This is a genomic window from Streptomyces sp. NPDC093221 (genome assembly GCF_044753885.1).
Taxonomy (GTDB): Bacteria; Actinomycetota; Actinomycetes; order Streptomycetales; family Streptomycetaceae; genus Actinacidiphila.
Genome location: NZ_JBIVOA010000011.1, coordinates 214,962 through 232,126, shown reverse-complemented (window position 1 = coordinate 232,126; position 17,165 = coordinate 214,962). Strand labels below are relative to the sequence as shown.

Genomic DNA, 17,165 nt, shown 5'->3' with positions numbered 1-17,165 from the left:
CTCTCAGCCCTTGCTGCGGGTCAGCCGCAGGTACACCCCGGCGAAGATCCCCAGCACCACGAAGAGCACCGTGCTCATCGCGCTGGCCAGGCCGAAGTCGTTGTAGACGAACGCGTAGCGGTACAACAGGAGCAGTACGGTCACGGTCGCGTCGTCGGGTCCGCCGCCGGTCAGCACGAACGGCTCGATGAACACCTGCATGGTGCCGATCACCTGGAGCAGCAGCGTGATCATCAGGATGAACCGCATCTGAGGGATCGTCACATGCCACAGCCGCTGCCGTACCGTCGCGCCGTCCAGCTCGGCGGCCTCGTACAGCTCGCCCGGCACACCGCCGAGCGCCGCGAGGTAGATCAGCGTGGTGGTGCCCATGTTGGCCCAGGTGGAGACCAGGACCAGCGAGATCATCGATAGATTCTGCGACTCCAGCCACGACTGCGCGGGCAGGTGCGCGATCCGCAGCACGTTGTTGAACAGGCCGGGCCCCGGATCGTAGAACCAGCGCCACAGCAGCATCGTGACGATCGGCGGCAGCATCACCGGCAGATAGACCGTCATCCGCAAGTACGCCTTGCCGTGCCGCAGTTCATTGAGCACGATCGCGGTCACGAACGGCGCCGCGAAGCCGAAGACCAGGGCCAGCAGGCTGAAGTACGCGGTGTTGCGCCACGCGGTGACGAACAGCGGGTCGGCGAACAGGCGGTGGAAGTTGTCCAGGCCCACCCACCGCGCCGGTTCCGCGTAGTTGACCTGCTGGAAGCTGAGCAGCACACCGCGGACGATCGGGTACCAGGAGAACACCGCGAAGGCGGCGACGCCCGCGACCAGGAAGAGATACGCCACCAGGTTGTCGACGACGGCCCGGCGCAGCCGGTCCCGCGAGGGGCGGGACCGGCCGGACCGCCCCGCCCCGGCAGGCGCCTTCGGCGTCCGCGCGGTGGCGGCGCGGGCCGACGTCAGCGGTTCGGCTGTCACTTGACCGTGGCCAGGATGGTGTTGACCTTCTTCTCGGCGTCGCTGAGAAGCTGGTCGATGTTCGCGTCCTTCTTGGTGAGCACCGCCTGCATGACACCGTCGAGCACGGTGTAGATCTGCTGGGCGTTCGGCGGCTCGACCTTCACCGCGACCTCGCCGCTGCGGTCCACGAAGGGCTGGTAGTTCTTCTGCGGCACGTTCGCGTACTTCTTGTGCGCCGCGTCGACCTTCGCCTGGCCGGCCCCGCTCCACAGGTTCGGCTGCGGCAGGCCGATCGGTATGTCGGTGCCCGCCGACTTCTTGGTGATCTCCTCCTCGCGGTCCGGGTCGAGGTACTTCCACTGGATCCAGGTGAGACCGGCCTTGATCTTCGCCGGGCTGTCCTTCGGGTTGAACATGAAGCCGTCACCGCCGCCGAGCGTCGCGGTGCCGGGCAGCGCGGCCAGCCCGTAGTCGTCGTACTTCCGCTCGAACTGCTTGACGATCGTGGGGATGTTGTCCGGGCCCGCCATGTACATCCCGAGCTTGCCCGCGCCCATCATCTTCTGCACGTCGGGGATCTCCAGGAGCTGCCTGGTGCCCATCGACCGGTCGGTCCAGCGCATGTCGTGCAGCGTCTGGAGCGCCTTGCGGCCCGCGTCGCTGTTGAACGCGGCCTTCCAGGCGCCGCCGTCCTTCACCGCGACGTCGCCGCCCTCGGAGTAGATCCACGAGGTGAGGTGCCAGCCGCCCTGGTTGTTCTTGCTGAACTCGGCGTAGCCGGTGGTGCCGTCGCCGAGCGCGCTGATCTTCTTGGCGTCGGCGCGGACCTCGTCCCACGTGGTCGGCGGCTTGTCCGGGTCGAGCCCGGCCTTGGTGAACAGCGCCCGGTTGTAGACCAGTCCGAGCGAGTAGTTGCCGGTGGGCAGGCCGTAGACCTTGCCGCCCGCGTCCTTGAAGACGCTCTGCAATTCCGGCCGCACGTCGTTCAGGGCGGGGAAGTCCTTGAGCTGCGCGGTGATGTCGGCGGCCTGGTGGCGCTGGATGAGCCCCGCGGGATCGGTGAAGTAGACGTAGTAGACGTCCTCCAACTGCCCGCCCGCGAGCTTCGCGGCGAAGGTCTTCGGGTCCATCAGACCCTCACGGGCGTCGATCCTGATCTTCGGGTGGCTCGCTTCGAAGGCTTTGATGTCGTCCTCGAAGTTCTTCCGGTCGACGGTCTGGGTGGCCGGAGGCAGCCCGTTCACGCTGATCGTGACCACGCCGTTCTTGTCCGCCCCGGAGGAGTGGGACGAGCCGCCGCCGCATGCGGTGACGCCGAGGACCAGCGAGATGGCGATGGCGGTGACGCCGAGGGCGGGGCGGGTTCTGGAGCCGTCCATGGGGATCGGACCTTCCTGGGAAACGGCAGCGGACGTACCCGTCCCGAGGGGCGAGTGCGCTTGCGTCCGCTTGCGTAACGGCGGGGTTACCAGGACGTCCGGCCGCCTGGCGTTGGCGCCGACAGTAGGATCGGGTCACGCAAGATGTCAATCAATCCGCGCAAGAAAGTAATCCGGAGGATTTGTGCCCGTAACGCAGTGTCATCGACACGCGGGCCGGCCGGGGTGTCCGGACGGGCGGCGGTACGCGTCCGCCCGTCGCCGGACGCGGGTCGGCGCGGGACCGGCAGAGGGCGCGAGCGCATACGCGGAGGGCGGGGCTCCGGGACCGTGAACCGGTCCTGGCGCCCCGCCCTCGCGCGGAGTCGGAAAGCCGTCGCCCTACGGACGACGGTGCAGGTCAGCCGCTTTTCACGACCTTGCGCATCCGGGTGGAGCCGCGCACGATCAGCTCCGGTTCGAAGAGCATCACCTCGTCGGTGACCGCGTGGCCGTCGATCTGTGTGACGAGCGACGCGATGGCCGCGGCGGCCATCGCCTGCACCGGCTGGCGCGAGGTGGTCAGCGGCGGGTCGGTCGCCACCATGTACAGCGAGTCGTCGAAACCGATCACCGACAGATCGTCCGGGACTTTCATCCCGTGCCGCCGGGCCGCCCGGATCGCGCCGAGCGCGAGCGCGTCACTCGCGCACACCACCGCGGTGACCCCCTCCGCGAACAGCCGGGGCATCGCCGTCGCCCCGCCCTCCATCGAGAACATCGCGTGCGCCACCAGGGGCCGCCAGTCCGCGGGCGACAGCCCCCGCTGCTCCCAGAAAGCCGCGTAACCTGCGAGTTTGCGGGCCGAGGGGACATGCCCCACCGGTCCGAGCACCAGGCCGATCCGCTCGTGGCCCAGCCCCGTCAGATGCGTCAGCGCCTGCTCGGAGGCCGCCGCGTCGTCCACCGAGACCTGGGATATCTGCCGGTTCTCGTCCGCCGCGTTGATCAGCACGATCGGCACCTGGCGCTCGCGCAGGTCCCGCCCGTGCTCCGGGCCTGCGTCCGCGTAGCTCGCGCCGACGAAGATGATCCCCTCGATGTTCTGCTCCAGCAGCATCTGGATGTAGTGCGCCTCCGAGACGCCGTCCGCGGTCCTGGTGCACAGCACCGGGATCAGCCCCCGCTTGTTCAGCGCCCCCGCCAGCGCCTCGGTGAACGCCGGGAAGATGGGATTTTGCAGGTCAGGGACGACAAGGCCGACCAGCGGCGCCCGCGCGCTGCGCATCCGCGCGGGCCGCTCGAACCCGAAGACGTCCAGTGCGGTGAGCACGGAGTCCCGCGTCGACTGCGCCACGTCAGGGCTGCCGTTCAGCACACGGCTGACCGTCGCCTCGCTGACACCCGCGAACCTGGCCACTTGGGAGAGTCGTTTCGTCACAGAGGCAATCTACAGGATGGTGCGCAAAAACAAAGATCAGTAACGCAAGAAAATGACGCGACTTGCGCAGAGGAAGATCATGCGGGCAGGGGAGCGAGGCCGTACGGAGGCGCGCGGGGCCGTCCGGAGGCGCGGGGCCGCGCGGGAGGCCGGGTCCGGGCGCGCCTCGCGGACGGAGGGCGGATCAGGGGCCGACCGGGGACGGGGTTCGCGCTCCGGCGGCGGATCAGCCCGCCTTCCGCCGGGAGGCGGCCGTCTTCTTCGCGGCGGCGGTCTTCTTCGTGGCCGCCGTCTTCCGCGCGCCCGCCTTCGAGGTGCCGCCCTTCGCGGCGGCCGTCTTCGACGCCGTCGACTTCGTCCCCGCCGACTTGGCGCTCGCGGACTTCGCCCCGGCCGACCGCGTACCGCTCGATCGCGTGCCGCCCGACCCCGTGCCGCCCGATCGCGTACCGCTCGACTTCGAGGCGGTCGCCTTCTTCCCGGCCGCCGTCTTCTTCGCGCCGGACCTGCGGGACGACTTCAGCTCGGTGACGCTGGCGTGCCCGGTGCGGTCGTCGCCGTCCGCCGCCTCGTCCGTAGCGGAAGCGCCGGAGGCGCCGGACGCACCGGAGGCACCCGAGGTGCCCGACCCCGCGCCCTCGCCGCGCCCGCCCTTCGCCTGTTCCACCGACGCGCGCAGCGCGGCCATCAGGTCGACCACCTTGCCCGGTCCGGCCTGTTCGGCCGCCGGAAGCTCGGAACCTTCCAGCTTCGCGGTGACCAGCGCCTCCACGGCCTGCGCGTACTCGTCGTGATAGCTCGTCAGATCCGCCTCGCCGAGGGCCGAGATGAGGGTGTCGGCGAGCTTCAGCTCCGAATCGCTGATGCTGACACTGCCCTTGGGGGCGGCCTCCGCGGGGGAGTTCAACTCGTCGGGCCAGCGCAGGGTCTGGAGCAGCAGGACGTCGTCGTGGGCGCGGATCAGCGCCAGATGCTCGGAGTTGCGCATGGCGAATTTGCCGACCGCGGCCTTGCCCGCGCGCGCCAGCGCCTCCCGCATCAGCACATACGGCTTGTTCGCGGCGGGGGAGGCGGGGGCCAGGAAGTACGGGGTGTCGAGCTGCATCGCGTCGACGGAGGCCGCGTCGAGGAAACCGCTCACCTCGATGGTCTTCGCGGTCGGCAGCGGCAGCGCCCTGAGATCGGCGTCGGTGATCTCGACCAGCTGCTCGTCCGGCGTCTCGTACGCGCGGCCGATGTCGGCGGCGGTCAGGACCTCCTCGTCCAGCTCACAGGTCTTCTGGTACCGCACCCGGCCCTGGTCGGTGAGGTGGACCTGCCGGAAGCTGATCTTGTGGCTGGACACGGCGGAACCGAGCTTCACGGGTATGGAAACCAGCCCGAAGGCCAGATTCCCCGACCAGACACTGCGCATAGCGAGTCCTTTTTGTCAGGCTATGGGACCTTTATGATATGCCGATCACGGAAGTCGAGGGTCGTCGGATCAAGGTCAGCCACCTCGAACGGGTGCTCTGGCCGGAGACCGGCACCACCAAGGGCGAGCTGCTGCACTACTACGCGAGCGTCGCCACCGGCCTGCTGCCGTACGTCAGCGGCCGTCCCGTCAGCTTCGTCCGCACCCCGGACGGTGTGGACGGCAAGCGTTTCTTCCAGAAACGGCCGCCCGCCGGTACGCCCGACTGGGTGACCGTCTCGCAGTCCGTCAGGCGCAGCGGCGAATTCATGGAGCAGGTCCAGGTCAACGACCTGCCGACGCTGATGTGGGCGGCCAATCTGGCCTGCGTCGAACTGCACACCCCGCAGTGGCGCGCCGACGAGCCCGGCGTCGCCGACCGGCTGGTCCTCGACCTCGACCCCGGCGACGGCTGCACGGTCGTGGACTGCTGCCGGGTGGCACTGCTGCTCAGGGAACGGCTGGCGGAGGACGGCATCGAGATCTGGGCCAAGACCAGCGGCTCCAAGGGCCTGCACCTGCTCGCCGCGCTGCGGGACGCGACCCCGGCGACGGCGACCGCCTACGCCAAACGGGTCGCGCAGGAACTGGAGGCCCGGCACCCGGACCGGGTGATCTCCCGGATGACGAAGGCCGCGCGCTCCTGCCGGGTCTTCATCGACTGGTCGCAGAATTCGGGGAACAAGACCACCGCGGCCCCGTACACCGTCCGCGCCCGCCCGACGCCGACCGTCTCCGCGCCGCTGTCCTGGCCGGAGATCGCCGCCGCGCACACCCCGGACGACCTCACCTTCACCCTGGCCGACCTGCCCGCGCGGCTCAGCGTCGAGGGCGACCTGCTCGCGCCGCTCCTCGACCCCGCCCGCGCGGCCCCGCTGCCGCCGCACTGAACGGAGGCGGGGCCGCGCGGGGCGGTGTCACTTCTGCTGGGCGCCCGCCAGGTGCTCCGACAGCTCCTCCTCGTCCTCGTCCGAGAGCGAGGTCTTGAGCAGCGTGCCGCCGTAGGCCTGCATGGCGTCGGCGAACTTGTCCTCGGTGATCTTCGAGGCCATGATCACGACCGCGGTCGTGCCCGGCGTGAGCAGCGCCTGCACCTGGCCGCGGAACTGGTCGTCGATCCCGGACTTGCCCAGCTTGCCGAGCAGCCCGCCCATCGCGGCGCCCATGAGCAGGCCCAGGCCGGGGACGAGGAAGAGGATGCCGAAGACCATGCCCCACAGCGCGCCCGACGCGGCGGACACGCCGACGATCTTGCTCGGGGTGTCGACGTGCGTCTTGCCCTCCTCGTCCACCGAGACGATGGCCAGACCGGTCAGATTGACCACGTAGTCGTTCTGGAGATTCTGCACGGCGGTGTAGGCGTCTTTGGCGACGGTCGGGTCCTCGTAACCGATCACGATGAGTTCGGACATCACGGGCCTCCTAGTGGCGTGGGGCGACAGGATGCACGATATGTCCGTTTCGGGGTTCGGGCAGGGGGAGAGGCGCCGCCGGGTACGGGGCGGCGGGTTACGGCCGGGGCGCGCCGTACCAGCGCCAGGACGTGACGCGCGGGTGGTCCGGGAGGTCGATCCGGCCGGTGGCCCACAGCAGGGTGGACCAGGGGTCCGCGGTCAGCGGGACGTGCGGGAACAGCCGGGCCAGCGCCCTCGCGCACACATCGGCGGGCGGATTCCAGGCGAGGTCGAGCCCGGCCGCCAGGTCGTAGGTGTGGACCAGGGTCTCCACGATGCCCATCGCGGCGAAGCCCTCGGGGTCGGAGACGCCGTAGCTGTGGTGGGCGCGGACCTCGGGCGACGCCGTACGCGCCATGGCCACCAGCAGCGCGCCGGTCGCCTCCAGCACCTGCAACAGGCCCTCCGGGCCCGCCTTCCGGTCCGCGTGGATGGCGTTGGGCGGGCCGCCCGGCCGGCGCGGCGACCAGGAGAAGGGCACGTCCGTGCTCAACGGGGGCTGCCTCGGGCCCAGTTGGGCCGCGTACGCGAACAGGTCGTCGGCCAGGTGCTCCACCGTCTCCCAGCAGTCCCACTCCAGCGACCCGGCCTTGCGGTCCTCCCACGCCGACGCGGGCGCCTCGCGCAGCGCGGCGACGGCGAGCTGGACGGAGCGGTCGAGGTCGTCGGCCGTGACGGGCCCGGTCGTGTGGTCAGCGGTTTCCGGCATGCCAGGCACCGTACCGCGCGGACCAGGCCGCCCCGCGAGGCATTTTCCGTGCGCCGGATACGTGTCGTGGGCGGCTCACGAGGCGCGGTCCCGCCCGGCGTCGTGGCGCTGGCGCACTGAGCACCGAGGCGCTCACGCGCAGGCGGCGTCCTTGTCCTTGCCCGCCGCGCCCCGCGCGAGCTCCAGGGAGAGCGCGAGCCCCGTACCGTCGGTGCGCGCGCCGGTCAGCCGTACGCCGTCGGGCAGTTCGGGGAGGGCCACGGTGCGCGGGCCCAGCCGCCCGGCCAGATCGCCGCCGCCGGGCAGCGACGCCAGATCGGCGACGGCGACGTCCCGGCCGAGCACGCGGACGGTGGTCGGGGTGACCGTGAGACCGTCCTTCCCGGTCGTGACCCGGGTGTGCACGGTGATGGGCAGGCGCAGACCGCCGATGCTGCCGGTGAGTACGAGCCCGCCGCCGTCGCCGCCCACGGCCAGCCCCGCGACCTTGCCGTCCCGCGCGGCCAGCCGCTTCTGCAACTCGGCGTAGGCGATGGTCGCGGTCGCCGTGCCGCCGCTGGTCGTGCCGTCGGTCGACACGTCGTGCAGGTCGACCGCCACATTCACCTCGGTGTCGCCCCTGCGCACACCGTCGGCGGCGATGTGCGCGCTGCCGAGATTCCCCGTGAGCACCCGGAGCCCGGCGAAGGCGCTGGTCAGCTCGGCGGTCACCGGCCCCGTGGGCTTCAGGCGGCAGGCCACCGCCTCGGCGATACGGCCGCGCGCGGTGTGCTCGACGGCCAGGTCGACGGCGGTCGCGGCGCCGGTGAGCAGCGCGGCCACGACGGCCGTGACGACGAGCCGCCTGCGGCGCGGCGCCGACCGCCGGCCGGCACCGGATTCCCCGCCGGGCTCCACGCCGGACGCGCTGGCCGCCGCCGTACGTCCGGGCGGACGTGCCGACGCGCGGTCGGGCGTGGCGGTACGACGTGCCGGGCGGGGCTTCACGATGCGCGGTGTCCGATCCGATGGTGCGGGTGCGGGTGCGGGTGCGGGTGCGGCGGGTGCGGGGCGGGCGGCGGCCGGGCCGGACCCGTGGCCGATCCATCGTGCCGCGCCTGCCGGTCGGCGGCTCCGCCGGTCTCAGCCTACGGGCCCGCCCGAATCGTCGGCGCCGCCTGCCGGGCCGTCCCGGACGCGCCCGCGGTCATGACCCGCCGCCGTACCCGTCCCGCGCCCCGCCGTACCCGTCCCGCGCCCCGCCGCGCCCGGGACACGCCTCATGCCTCCTCCCGGCCCGCGCTCACCCGGCGCCGCACCTGCAACAGGTAGTCCTTGCGGTTCAGCGGGTCGAGGTCGGACCGGGGCCGCTCCGGCACCGCGCCGACCACCGGCTCGTAGTGGTCGAAGGCCGACTCCAGGACGCCCTCGCCGTGCGTGAGCGTCGGCAGCGACTGCTCCAGTTCATGCACCCGCGCGGCCGGCACCACGCCTTCCAGGATGTACGAGTCGCCGTGCGGCTCGGGTGCGCGCGGTACGGCGCGGAGCCGGGACAGGACGGGCAGCAGCGCACCGAAGGTGTCGGCGGGGACGTCGAGCCGGAAGAGGTGCATCGGCTCGTGCACCCTGGTCCCGGCCCCGCGCAGCGCGTCCATCAGCACCAGCGGCGTCAGATTGCGGAAGTCGCCCGACGTACTGGACATGCTCTTGTCGAACACGGCGTGCGCGTGGCTCTGCCGGGGCGAGTAGCCGGAGTGCGTCATCGTCACGACGCAGTCGATCACCTCCCAGCCGTGGACGCCCTGGCGCAGCGTCTCGCGCACGGTCTCCTCGACGGCCTTGAAGAACGAGTAGGGCATGGAGCCGAGTTCGACCCCGAGGCGGAACGCCACCCCTGACCCCGGCGGCGCGGGCTCGACGCGCAGCCCGACCGTCGCGAGGAACGGATTGGCGTCCTTCTTGTTGAACTCGACGGCCTCCCCGGAACCCACCACGCGCTCGACGCAGATCGTCGTGGTCTCGCGGAAGGTGACATCGACCCCGAACTCGTCGGCCAGCGTGGCCTGGACGACCTCCTTCTGCACCTCGCCGTAGAGCGAGACCGAGATCTCCTGCCGCACTCCGTCCAGCCGCAGATTGATCAGCGGGTCCTGCTCGGCGAGTTGGGCGAGCGCCACATGCAGCGTCCCCCTGTCGCCCGCGCGGGTGGGAACGACCACCGTCTCCAGCGTCGGCGGCGAGAAGTGCCGGCCGTCCGGGGGAGCGGCGCCCGGATCGCCGACCGTGTCACCGATCCTGATGTCGGCCAGGCCCTTGAGCAGCGCGATCCGCCCGGCCGAGACGGACGCGGCGGGCACGGCGGCGCCCCGCTCGAAGACGCTGATGCCGGTGACCTTGGCCTCGCCGGCCGACGCGGCCCCGTCGGGACCGTCGGCACCGTTGTCCCTGTGCCCCTTCTCGCTGCCCACCGCGGAGTCCGGGCCGAACGGCAGCCGGTCCCGCGTGCGTACCGTCCCGCAGAACAGCCTTACGTACGCGGTCCGTTCACCGGTCGGTCCGCGCTCGATCTTGAACACCCGCCCCGAGACCGGGCCGTGGACGTCACCGGCCGCCGCGGGCAGCAGTTCGGTGAGACCGGCCGTCAGCGCGGCGACGCCCGCGCCGGTGATCGCGGAACCGAAGAAGACCGGATGCACCTGTCCGCGCGCGGTCTGCGCCGCCAACTCGGCGCGCACCCGGCCGTACGAGACCGCGGACTCGTCGGCCACGTAGTCGGCGAGGAACGCGTCGTCGTGCTCGGCGAGCAGGCCGGCCAGACCGGCGACGAAGTCCGGGTCGGCGGCGGTGAACGGCACGCTGCGCGCGCCCCGCGTGCCGGATTCCTCAACCCGGCCCATCGGGAAGGCCGTTGGCGCGAGCTTGCCCCGGACGCTCCGCAGCACCTCGTCGCAGCGGGCGCCGCGGCGGTCGGTCTTGTTGACGAAGATCAGGACGGGGATGCGCAGTCGTCGCAGCGTCCGCATCAGGACGCGGGTCTGCGCCTGCACGCCCTCGACCGCGGAGATCACCAGCACCGCGCCGTCGAGCACGCTCAGCACGCGCTCCACCTCGGCGATGAAGTCCGGGTGGCCGGGGGTGTCGATGAGATTGACGGTGACGTCGTCGACCTCGAAGGAGACGACGGCCGATTTGATGGTGATGCCGCGTCGGCGCTCCAGCGCCAGGGTGTCGGTCCGCGTGCTGCCGTCGTCGACGCTGCCGACCTCGTCGATGACTCCGGCGGCGAACAGCAGCCGCTCGGTCAGGCTGGTCTTACCAGCGTCGACGTGCGCCAGGATGCCGAGGTTCAACGTACGCAAGAAGCTTCAAGTCCTCTAGATCGGTGGGAGGTGCCGTCTGGGTGGGGACTGAAGTTCCGCGCATGATCATCTCCTGGGTACGGTCGGCCGGTCCGGTCGTACGGGGGCCGTTGGACTGTCGTCGGGAGTACAGCAGAGCCGGTACGCGACGGACAACCGGTTTTGTCCGCGTACGAGGGCGTCCGTGCCTCGTCCTCCGCCGTTTCTTCACGTACTGGTGGGGCTCAGGAGTCTCGATCACACCTCCGTTGTCAGTATCATCAGCGGGACGACTTTGGATGCAATTGCATCTGGAATTGCATCCGCAGTTGCGGTCGCGGGCATGCTTGTGACTGCGAGCGATCGAGTACAACTCACAGAGGAGTGGTGCCGGATGAAGCAGTTCGACAACGGAGTGCGGGCGGACGAGATCCCGGGTGTCGAGTGGGTCAAGAGCGGGCGGAGCAATCAGAGCGGCAACTGCGTCGAGGCCGCCAAACTGCCTGATGGCGGCGTTGCGTTCCGCAACTCCCGTGACCCGCACGGTCCCGCGCTCGTCTACACGCACGACGAGATGGTCGCCTTCATCGGTGGCGCCAAGGACGGGGACTTCGACTTCCTCACCGCGTGAGGCGGTTACGCTCAGGCGCGTCCGTCTGAGTGAATGACGACAAGAACAGTTGACGGCTGAGCGCGACGGCGTGAAGTCGGGAATTCGTGACTCCGGTAGGGGCGCGACAGCGCGCCTCGCAGTGCAATACTGGCGTGCGTCCAGTTTCTACCGGGAGCCCGCATGTCCGCTCAGCCGCAACTCGTATCACCGCTGCAACTGCTGGAGCGCCGCCCGGACATGGGCGCCAAGGCGTTGGCACGTGTGCTCGGCAACTATCTGCGTGCCCTGCGCGAGGCCGCCGGGGTCAGCCCGGCACAGGCCGGAGAGCGTATCCGTGGCCACGCCTCGAAGATCAGCCGCATGGAGACGGCGCACGTCTCCCTCAAGTTAAGGGACGTCGACGACCTCCTCGCGCTCTACGGCGTCGCGGAGCAGGAACGGGCGGAGATCGCCTTCCTGGTCCAGCGCTCGGCCAAGCCCGAATGGTGGCAGCCGTACGGCGAGGTCGTACCCGACTGGCTCCAGGGCCTGATCGGTCTGGAGCGCGACGCCCACGTGATCCGTACGTACGAGACGCAGTTCGTGCCCGGCCTGCTCCAGACGCCCTCGTACGCGCAGGCGGTCGTGCGCAGCGGCCACCGGCTCGCCTCGCCCGAAGAGGTCGAGCGGCGCGTGGAGTTGCGGCTGGAACGCCAGCGCAGGATGGCGGAGCCCGGCGCTCCCGTGCTGTGGGCGCTGATCGACGAGGGCGTGCTGCACCGCCCGGTCGGCGGTCCCGCGGTGATGCGCGAGCAGTTGGAGTATCTGCTGGTGGTGCTGCGCCAGCCCGGTGTGCGGCTCCAGATCGCCTCCTGGTCGGCGAGCGCGGCGGCGACGCCCGGCTCCGCGGTCACGTATCTGCGGTTCGCCCAGGGCTTCCTGCCCGACGTGGTCTATCTGGAGCACATGACGAGCGCGATGTACCTGGACCGGCTGGAAGAGCTGGACAAGTACCGTGCCGCGCTCGATGAGTTGAGCGCGCTGGCGGCGACGCCGGTGGAGAGCCGCGTGCTGCTGGAAGAGGCGCTGAAGCGCTACAAGTAGAGCGGCCCCCGAGAACGACGCCGGCCCGCATCCCCCTCGCCGGGGGTGCGGGCCGAAGCTCTGCCGGGGGCGTTGCTACACGCGGGCCACGCCGCCGTACTCGATCCATTCCTTGCTGGGCTGCTTGAGGCCGAGGTCGCTGTCGGGGCGCCAGGTGGAGACCTCCACCAGGCCCGGCTCGATGATCTCGTAGCCTTCGAGGAAACCGGCGAGGTCGCTGGGCTTGCGCACCTCACCCCAGTGGCCGCCGGTGGACTGGTCCATGAACTCGGTGACGAAGCGGCGGGTCTCGGGGTCGTCGCTGACGAGCTGACAGACCACCAGGAAGCTTCCCTTGGGCAGCTTTTCGGCGACGCGCCGGACGACGCCCGCGGGGTCGTCGGTGTCGCGGATGCAGTGCAGCACCGACACGAAGAGCGCGGCGACCGGCTCGTTGAGGTCTATCAGCCGCGTCAGTTCTTCGTGCTGCCAGATGCTCTCGGTGTCGCGGAAGTCCGCCTGGATCACCGAGGTGTTCTCGTTCTGCTGGAGCAGCGCGCGGCCGTGGGCGAGCACGATCGGGTCGTTGTCGACGTACACCACGCGGGCGTCGGGGTTGATGCGCTGCACGATCTCGTGCACGTTGTCCTGCGTCGGCAGACCGGAGCCGTGGTCCACGAACTGCTTGATGCCGTAGTCCTCCGCGAGCCTGCGCACCACCCGGCGCAGGAACTGACGGTTGTTCAGGGCCAGGATCTTCATGCTGGGGACCTGGAGGAGTAATTGCTCCGTGGCCTCGCGGTCGGCCGGGTAGTTGTCCTTCCCGTCCAGCAAGTAGTCGTACATGCGTGCCACAGCGGGCACCGTCACATCTATCTTGTCGGAAAGCGGTGCGTCCCGGTGCTCCATCGGGCCCCTCACGGTGGTTCGTTGATCGAAAGCTGCGGTGACGACTTCCATCCTAGGGAGACGTGATCGTCCGGTCGAGAGCGCAGACCAGGAGGTTGTGCCGGACGCGCGGCCCGGCTCCGGTCCGGCCGTCTTCGGGCCCGGCCCGGTTCCGGGGCCGCGCCGGTCCTAGCCCGCGGTCTCGGTGTCCTCGGCGTCCACGGTGTTCCCGGTGGGCAGCGGCGGCTCGGCCTCCATCCGCTCGACCTCCTCGTCCGTCATCAGCCGGGAGCGCAGGAGGAAGCGGACGCCCTCGGGGGCCTCAAGCGAGAAGCCGCTGCCGCGGCCGGGCACGACGTCCACGGTGAGGTGGGTGTGGCTCCAGTACGCGTACTGGCTCGCGCTCATCCAGAACGGGGTGTCCCCGGCGACCCGGCCGAGCAGGACGTCCGCGCCGCCCACCCGGAACTCACCGTGCGGGTAGCACATCGGTGAGCTGCCGTCGCAGCAGCCGCCGGACTGATGGAACATCAGGGGGCCGTGCCGTCGGGCCAGTTGGTCGACCATCGCTTCGGCGGCCGGGGTCATTTCGACGCGCCCCACGGGACGTCCGGGCGAGGCGGGGCCGGGCAAGGCCGTGTCGGACCGTGCGGTATCGGACCTGGTGGCGTCCATCACGGGGCTCCCATCCGCCGACCGCCGGATGCGTCGGCGTTCTCGTACCAGCCTCCCGCCCGCGACGGCTTTCGTCCAGGGACGGGACCGCGCCCGGCGCCGGGCGTCAGACGGGCTGGTGGTGGGCGAGGAGCGCGTGCGGGTCCCCGGCGCCGTGGACGTGGGCGTGGGCACCGGCCGGTGCGTGGTCGATGTGGACGGTCGCGGCCCGCAGCCGCGGCACGGCGTGCAGCAGCGCGTGCTCGGCCCGCACGGCGACGGCGTGCGCCGCGACGACGCTGATGCCGGGGTCGACCACGACCGCCGCCTCGGCCCGCAGCGCGTGCCCGATCCACCGCATCCTGACCGGCCCCACCCCCTCCACCCCCGGCACCGCGCCGAGCGCCCGCTCGGCCCGGTCGACCAGCTCGGGGTCGACGGCGTCCATCAGCCGCCGGAACACCCCGCGCGCCGCGTCCCGCAGCACCGCCAGGATCGCCACGGTGATCAGCAGCCCCACGACCGGGTCCGCGAGGCGCCACCCCAGGGCCGTACCGGCGGCGCCCAGGAGGACCGCGAGGGAGGCGAAGCCGTCGGTACGGGCGTGCAGGCCGTCGGCGACCAGGGCCGCGGAGCCGATGTCGCGCCCGACGCGGATCCGGTATCCGGCCACCCACTCGTTGCCCACGCATCCGGCCAGCGCCGCACCGGACACCGCCCACAGGTGGGTGACCGTACGCGGATCGAGCAGCCGGTCCACCGCCGTCCAGGCCGCGAAGGCGCTCGACGCGGCGATGGCCAGCAGGACGGCGACCCCGGCCAGATCCTCGGCCCGCCCGTAGCCGTACGTATAGCGGCGGTTGGCGGCCCGGCGCCCGAGGACGAAGGCGATGCCCAACGGCACCGCCGTCAGCGCGTCCGCCGCATTGTGCACGGTGTCGCCCAGCAGCGCCACCGACCCGGACACCGCGGCGATCAGCGCCTGGACGAGCGCGGTCGCGCCCAGCACCGCGAGCGACACCCACAGCGCCCGCATCCCGCGCGCCGACGACTCCAGCGCCGCGTCCACGCTGTCCGCCGCCTCGTGCGAATGGGGCCGCAGGAGATGTCCGAGCCGGTGCCGCAGCCGCGATCCGGGGTGCGTACGACCGCCCGTCGCGTGTGCGTGGCCGTGCGCCCGGTGATGGCCGTGGCCGTGGTCGTCGGCATGGTCGTGGTCGTGTGGGTGACCGGCGCCGTGCGCCTCGCCGTGGGTGTGCTCAGTCCCCGCCATGTCGAACACCGTGGCACACGGAACCCCTTGCGGCCACTCCCGAAATACCACCTGTGACCAGGTGCGATGCCCTCGCAACAGCCCCGGCTGGGCGACAGGGGCCGCTCACAGGCTCAGCCGGTACGGAATCGTGCACACCACGACGTCGGTACGGGCTCTGAGCGCGGAGGCCAGCAGCAGGCCCCGCTGATTCTGGAGGATCTGGTAGCGCCGGTGGCGCGGCACCACCTCGGGGATGAGAACGGAGACGTGCTGACCCTTGGCCACCTCGCGTTCGACGTAGGAGACGATCGGCTGCACCAGCGAACGGTGCGGGCTCTCCACGATGTCCAGCCGTACGCCCGGATTCCAGCGGTCCCAACTCTCCCGCAGGGCGCGGGCCTTGTCGGGGTCGCCCTGCACGGCGACGGCGACGACGGCGGTGCCGAGGTTGAGGGCCGCCGTGAGCGCCTGCTGGGTGAGCCTGCTGACCTCGCCGACCGGCACGATCACCAGGGACACGGTGCGCCGGACCGGCGGCGGGACCTCACCGAGCCCCAACTCCTTCCCGACCTCGGTGTAGTAGCGCTGGATACGGGCGAACAGCAGCATCAGCAGCGGCACGGTGACCACCACCACCCAGGCCCCGGCGAGGAATTTGTCGGCGAGCAGGACGACGGCGGCGATCGCCGTCAGCACCGCGCCGAAGCCGTTGAGCGTCGCGCGCTGGCGCCAGCCGCGGGGACGCTCCCCGCGCCAGTGCCGAACGAGGCCGATCTGGCTGATGGTGAAGCCAATGAACACGCCGATCGCGAACAGCGGCAGCATGCGGTGGGTGTCGGCGTCCACGGCGATCAGCAGCAGCGCGGCGAGCAGCGCGAGGGCGCCCACGCCCCAGCGGTACACCGGGCGCTCCGTGCGCAGACCGAACAGGTGGGGCAGCCGGTGGTCGCGGGCCAGCAGGCTCATCAGGACCGGCAGCCCGCCGAAGCTGGTGTTGGCGGCCAGCGCCAGTGCCAGGGTGACGACGAGATTCGTCGCGTCGTACGGCCAGCCGGTCCCGAAGGAGCCCGCGGTGAGCTGCGCCAGGACGGTCACGTCGCCGCGCGGCGCCACATGGTCGCGGCGGATCAGCACCGCGAGCCCGACCAGCATCAGGGCGAGCAGGCCGCCCAGCATCAGCTCGGTGCGCTGCGCCCGCCTGACCCGCGGGTCGCGGAATGCGGGCACCCCGTTGGCGATGGCCTCCACGCCGGTCAGCGAGGAGCAGCCGGCCGAGAACGCCTTCAGGAGCAGCAGCAGCCCCAACGACTCGGTGATGTGCACGGGTTGGGCAGTGCCGACGACGGCCACGGGGTGCGAGCGCACCAGGCCGAAGACGATGATCCCGAGCACGCTCGCGATGAACAGCGCCGTCGGCAGCATCAGCACCCGGGCGCTCTCGGCCACGCCCCGCAGATTCACGGCCGTGAGCACGGCGAGCCCGAGCAGACACACCGGCAGCAGATGCGGCGCGAGGGAGGGGTAGGAGGAGGCGAGGCTCGCGGCGCCCGCGGCGAGGCTGACGGCGACGGTGAGCACGTAGTCGACGACGAGGCTCGCGGCGGCGAGCAGACTGATGCCCTGCCCCAGGTCCTTCTTCGCCACCGCGTACGCGCCGCCGCCGTCCGGGTGCACGGCGATGACCTGCCCGTACGAGACCACCAGCACCGCGAGCAGCCCGGCGATCACCAGCGTCACCGGCAGTGTCGCGCTGAGCGCCCCGGAACCGGCGGCGATCAGGACCAGCACGATCGCCTCGGGGCCGTACGCGACCGAGCTGAGCGCGTCCAGCGACAGTGCCGCCAGCCCTTCGATGCTGGTCAGGTGCTGCTTGTCCCCCTCGCCCGGCCGCAGGGGGACTCTCGGCCGCAGTTCGCGGCGGGCCAGACCGAAGGTCATCGGTACCTCGGGGTGCAGGGGACGACACGCGGGGACGCGTCATGCCCAGTCTGACGGACCGTCACC

Annotated in this window: 15 protein-coding genes; 3 read left to right on the top strand and 12 right to left on the bottom strand. The window is 71.2% G+C overall.

Translation table 11 applies throughout. The features are described from left to right. Positions 1-3 precede the first annotated feature (3 nt). The 4 genes from ACIQCJ_RS32250 to ACIQCJ_RS32235 all read right to left on the bottom strand — a co-directional run bounded on the left by ACIQCJ_RS32250 (position 4) and on the right by ACIQCJ_RS32235 (position 5,170). Positions 4-975, bottom strand: coding sequence for an ABC transporter permease subunit (locus tag ACIQCJ_RS32250; RefSeq protein ID WP_391051199.1), 972 nt, complete (start codon positions 973-975; stop codon positions 4-6). After that, positions 972-2,336, bottom strand: coding sequence for an ABC transporter substrate-binding protein (locus ACIQCJ_RS32245; protein WP_402713343.1), 1,365 nt, complete (start codon positions 2,334-2,336; stop codon positions 972-974). Before ACIQCJ_RS32245 ends, ACIQCJ_RS32250 begins: the two co-directional genes overlap by 4 nt. A 400-nt stretch (positions 2,337-2,736) precedes the next feature. Next, complete coding sequence (locus ACIQCJ_RS32240; RefSeq protein ID WP_355335582.1) at positions 2,737-3,756, bottom strand: LacI family DNA-binding transcriptional regulator; 1,020 nt, start codon at positions 3,754-3,756, stop codon at positions 2,737-2,739. Positions 3,757-3,982: 226 nt separating this feature from the next. After that, positions 3,983-5,170 carry a Ku protein gene (locus ACIQCJ_RS32235; RefSeq protein WP_402713341.1) on the bottom strand — a complete coding sequence of 396 codons (1,188 nt, stop codon included), beginning with the start codon at positions 5,168-5,170 and terminating at the stop codon, positions 3,983-3,985. Between the two features lie 38 nt (positions 5,171-5,208). Here ACIQCJ_RS32235 and ligD point away from each other — a divergent pair, with 38 nt between their 5' ends. Beyond that, complete coding sequence (gene ligD / locus ACIQCJ_RS32230) at positions 5,209-6,099, top strand: non-homologous end-joining DNA ligase (protein WP_402713339.1); 891 nt, start codon at positions 5,209-5,211, stop codon at positions 6,097-6,099. Positions 6,100-6,126: 27 nt separating this feature from the next. On the opposite strand, the gene ACIQCJ_RS32225 is transcribed toward ligD, so the two are convergent. From ACIQCJ_RS32225 to ACIQCJ_RS32210, 4 genes are all read right to left on the bottom strand, one after another. Beyond that, positions 6,127-6,621, bottom strand: coding sequence for a DUF1269 domain-containing protein (locus ACIQCJ_RS32225; RefSeq protein ID WP_355335575.1), 495 nt, complete (start codon positions 6,619-6,621; stop codon positions 6,127-6,129). Between the two features lie 97 nt (positions 6,622-6,718). Beyond that, complete coding sequence (locus ACIQCJ_RS32220; protein WP_355335572.1) at positions 6,719-7,372, bottom strand: hypothetical protein; 654 nt, start codon at positions 7,370-7,372, stop codon at positions 6,719-6,721. A 132-nt stretch (positions 7,373-7,504) separates the two neighbouring features. Beyond that, a complete protein-coding gene (locus tag ACIQCJ_RS32215) occupies positions 7,505-8,359 on the bottom strand; it encodes an LmeA family phospholipid-binding protein (RefSeq protein WP_402713337.1) in 855 nt (284 codons plus the stop codon). A gap of 272 nt (positions 8,360-8,631) precedes the next feature. Next, a complete protein-coding gene (locus tag ACIQCJ_RS32210) occupies positions 8,632-10,710 on the bottom strand; it encodes a GTP-binding protein (RefSeq protein ID WP_402713335.1) in 2,079 nt (692 codons plus the stop codon). A gap of 373 nt (positions 10,711-11,083) precedes the next feature. Between ACIQCJ_RS32210 and ACIQCJ_RS32205 the strand changes: the two genes are divergently transcribed. Together ACIQCJ_RS32205 and ACIQCJ_RS32200 are read left to right on the top strand one after the other, a co-directional pair. Continuing rightward, the gene (locus ACIQCJ_RS32205; protein ID WP_355335565.1) at positions 11,084-11,320 is read left to right on the top strand and encodes a DUF397 domain-containing protein; all 237 of its coding nucleotides are present in this window, start codon (positions 11,084-11,086) and stop codon (positions 11,318-11,320) included. 162 nt (positions 11,321-11,482) lie between these two features. Continuing rightward, positions 11,483-12,385, top strand: coding sequence for a helix-turn-helix transcriptional regulator (locus tag ACIQCJ_RS32200; protein ID WP_355335562.1), 903 nt, complete (start codon positions 11,483-11,485; stop codon positions 12,383-12,385). Positions 12,386-12,460: 75 nt separating this feature from the next. On the opposite strand, the gene ACIQCJ_RS32195 is transcribed toward ACIQCJ_RS32200, so the two are convergent. From ACIQCJ_RS32195 to ACIQCJ_RS32180, 4 genes are all read right to left on the bottom strand, one after another. Beyond that, positions 12,461-13,273, bottom strand: coding sequence for an SAM-dependent methyltransferase (locus ACIQCJ_RS32195; protein WP_355335559.1), 813 nt, complete (start codon positions 13,271-13,273; stop codon positions 12,461-12,463). 168 nt (positions 13,274-13,441) lie between these two features. Further along, positions 13,442-13,840: a DUF779 domain-containing protein gene (locus ACIQCJ_RS32190; RefSeq protein WP_402713418.1), complete on the bottom strand. Its 399-nt coding sequence runs from the start codon at positions 13,838-13,840 to the stop codon at positions 13,442-13,444. Between the two features lie 193 nt (positions 13,841-14,033). Beyond that, positions 14,034-15,179 (bottom strand): cation diffusion facilitator family transporter, encoded by a 1,146-nt coding sequence (locus ACIQCJ_RS32185; RefSeq protein ID WP_402713333.1) that lies wholly within the window; start codon positions 15,177-15,179, stop codon positions 14,034-14,036. A gap of 105 nt (positions 15,180-15,284) precedes the next feature. After that, positions 15,285-17,099 carry an APC family permease gene (locus ACIQCJ_RS32180; protein ID WP_402713331.1) on the bottom strand — a complete coding sequence of 605 codons (1,815 nt, stop codon included), beginning with the start codon at positions 17,097-17,099 and terminating at the stop codon, positions 15,285-15,287. Between the last annotated feature and the right edge of the window lie 66 nt (positions 17,100-17,165).

Bases quoted from the DNA above. Each gene is read 5' to 3' on its own strand.
- ACIQCJ_RS32245 (WP_402713343.1), bottom strand. From the start codon at position 2,336: ATGGACGGCTCCAGAACCCGCCCCGCCCTCGGCGTCACCGCCATCGCC.
- ACIQCJ_RS32235 (WP_402713341.1), bottom strand. From the start codon at position 5,170: ATGCGCAGTGTCTGGTCGGGGAATCTGGCCTTCGGGCTGGTTTCCATA.
- ligD (WP_402713339.1), top strand. From the start codon at position 5,209: ATGCCGATCACGGAAGTCGAGGGTCGTCGGATCAAGGTCAGCCACCTC.
- ACIQCJ_RS32225 (WP_355335575.1), bottom strand. From the start codon at position 6,621: ATGTCCGAACTCATCGTGATCGGTTACGAGGACCCGACCGTCGCCAAA.
- ACIQCJ_RS32220 (WP_355335572.1), bottom strand. From the start codon at position 7,372: ATGCCGGAAACCGCTGACCACACGACCGGGCCCGTCACGGCCGACGAC.
- ACIQCJ_RS32205 (WP_355335565.1), top strand. From the start codon at position 11,084: ATGAAGCAGTTCGACAACGGAGTGCGGGCGGACGAGATCCCGGGTGTC.
- ACIQCJ_RS32200 (WP_355335562.1), top strand. From the start codon at position 11,483: ATGTCCGCTCAGCCGCAACTCGTATCACCGCTGCAACTGCTGGAGCGC.
- ACIQCJ_RS32195 (WP_355335559.1), bottom strand. From the start codon at position 13,273: ATGGAGCACCGGGACGCACCGCTTTCCGACAAGATAGATGTGACGGTG.
- ACIQCJ_RS32190 (WP_402713418.1), bottom strand. From the start codon at position 13,840: ATGACCCCGGCCGCCGAAGCGATGGTCGACCAACTGGCCCGACGGCAC.
- ACIQCJ_RS32185 (WP_402713333.1), bottom strand. From the start codon at position 15,179: ATGGCGGGGACTGAGCACACCCACGGCGAGGCGCACGGCGCCGGTCAC.
- ACIQCJ_RS32180 (WP_402713331.1), bottom strand. From the start codon at position 17,099: ATGACCTTCGGTCTGGCCCGCCGCGAACTGCGGCCGAGAGTCCCCCTG.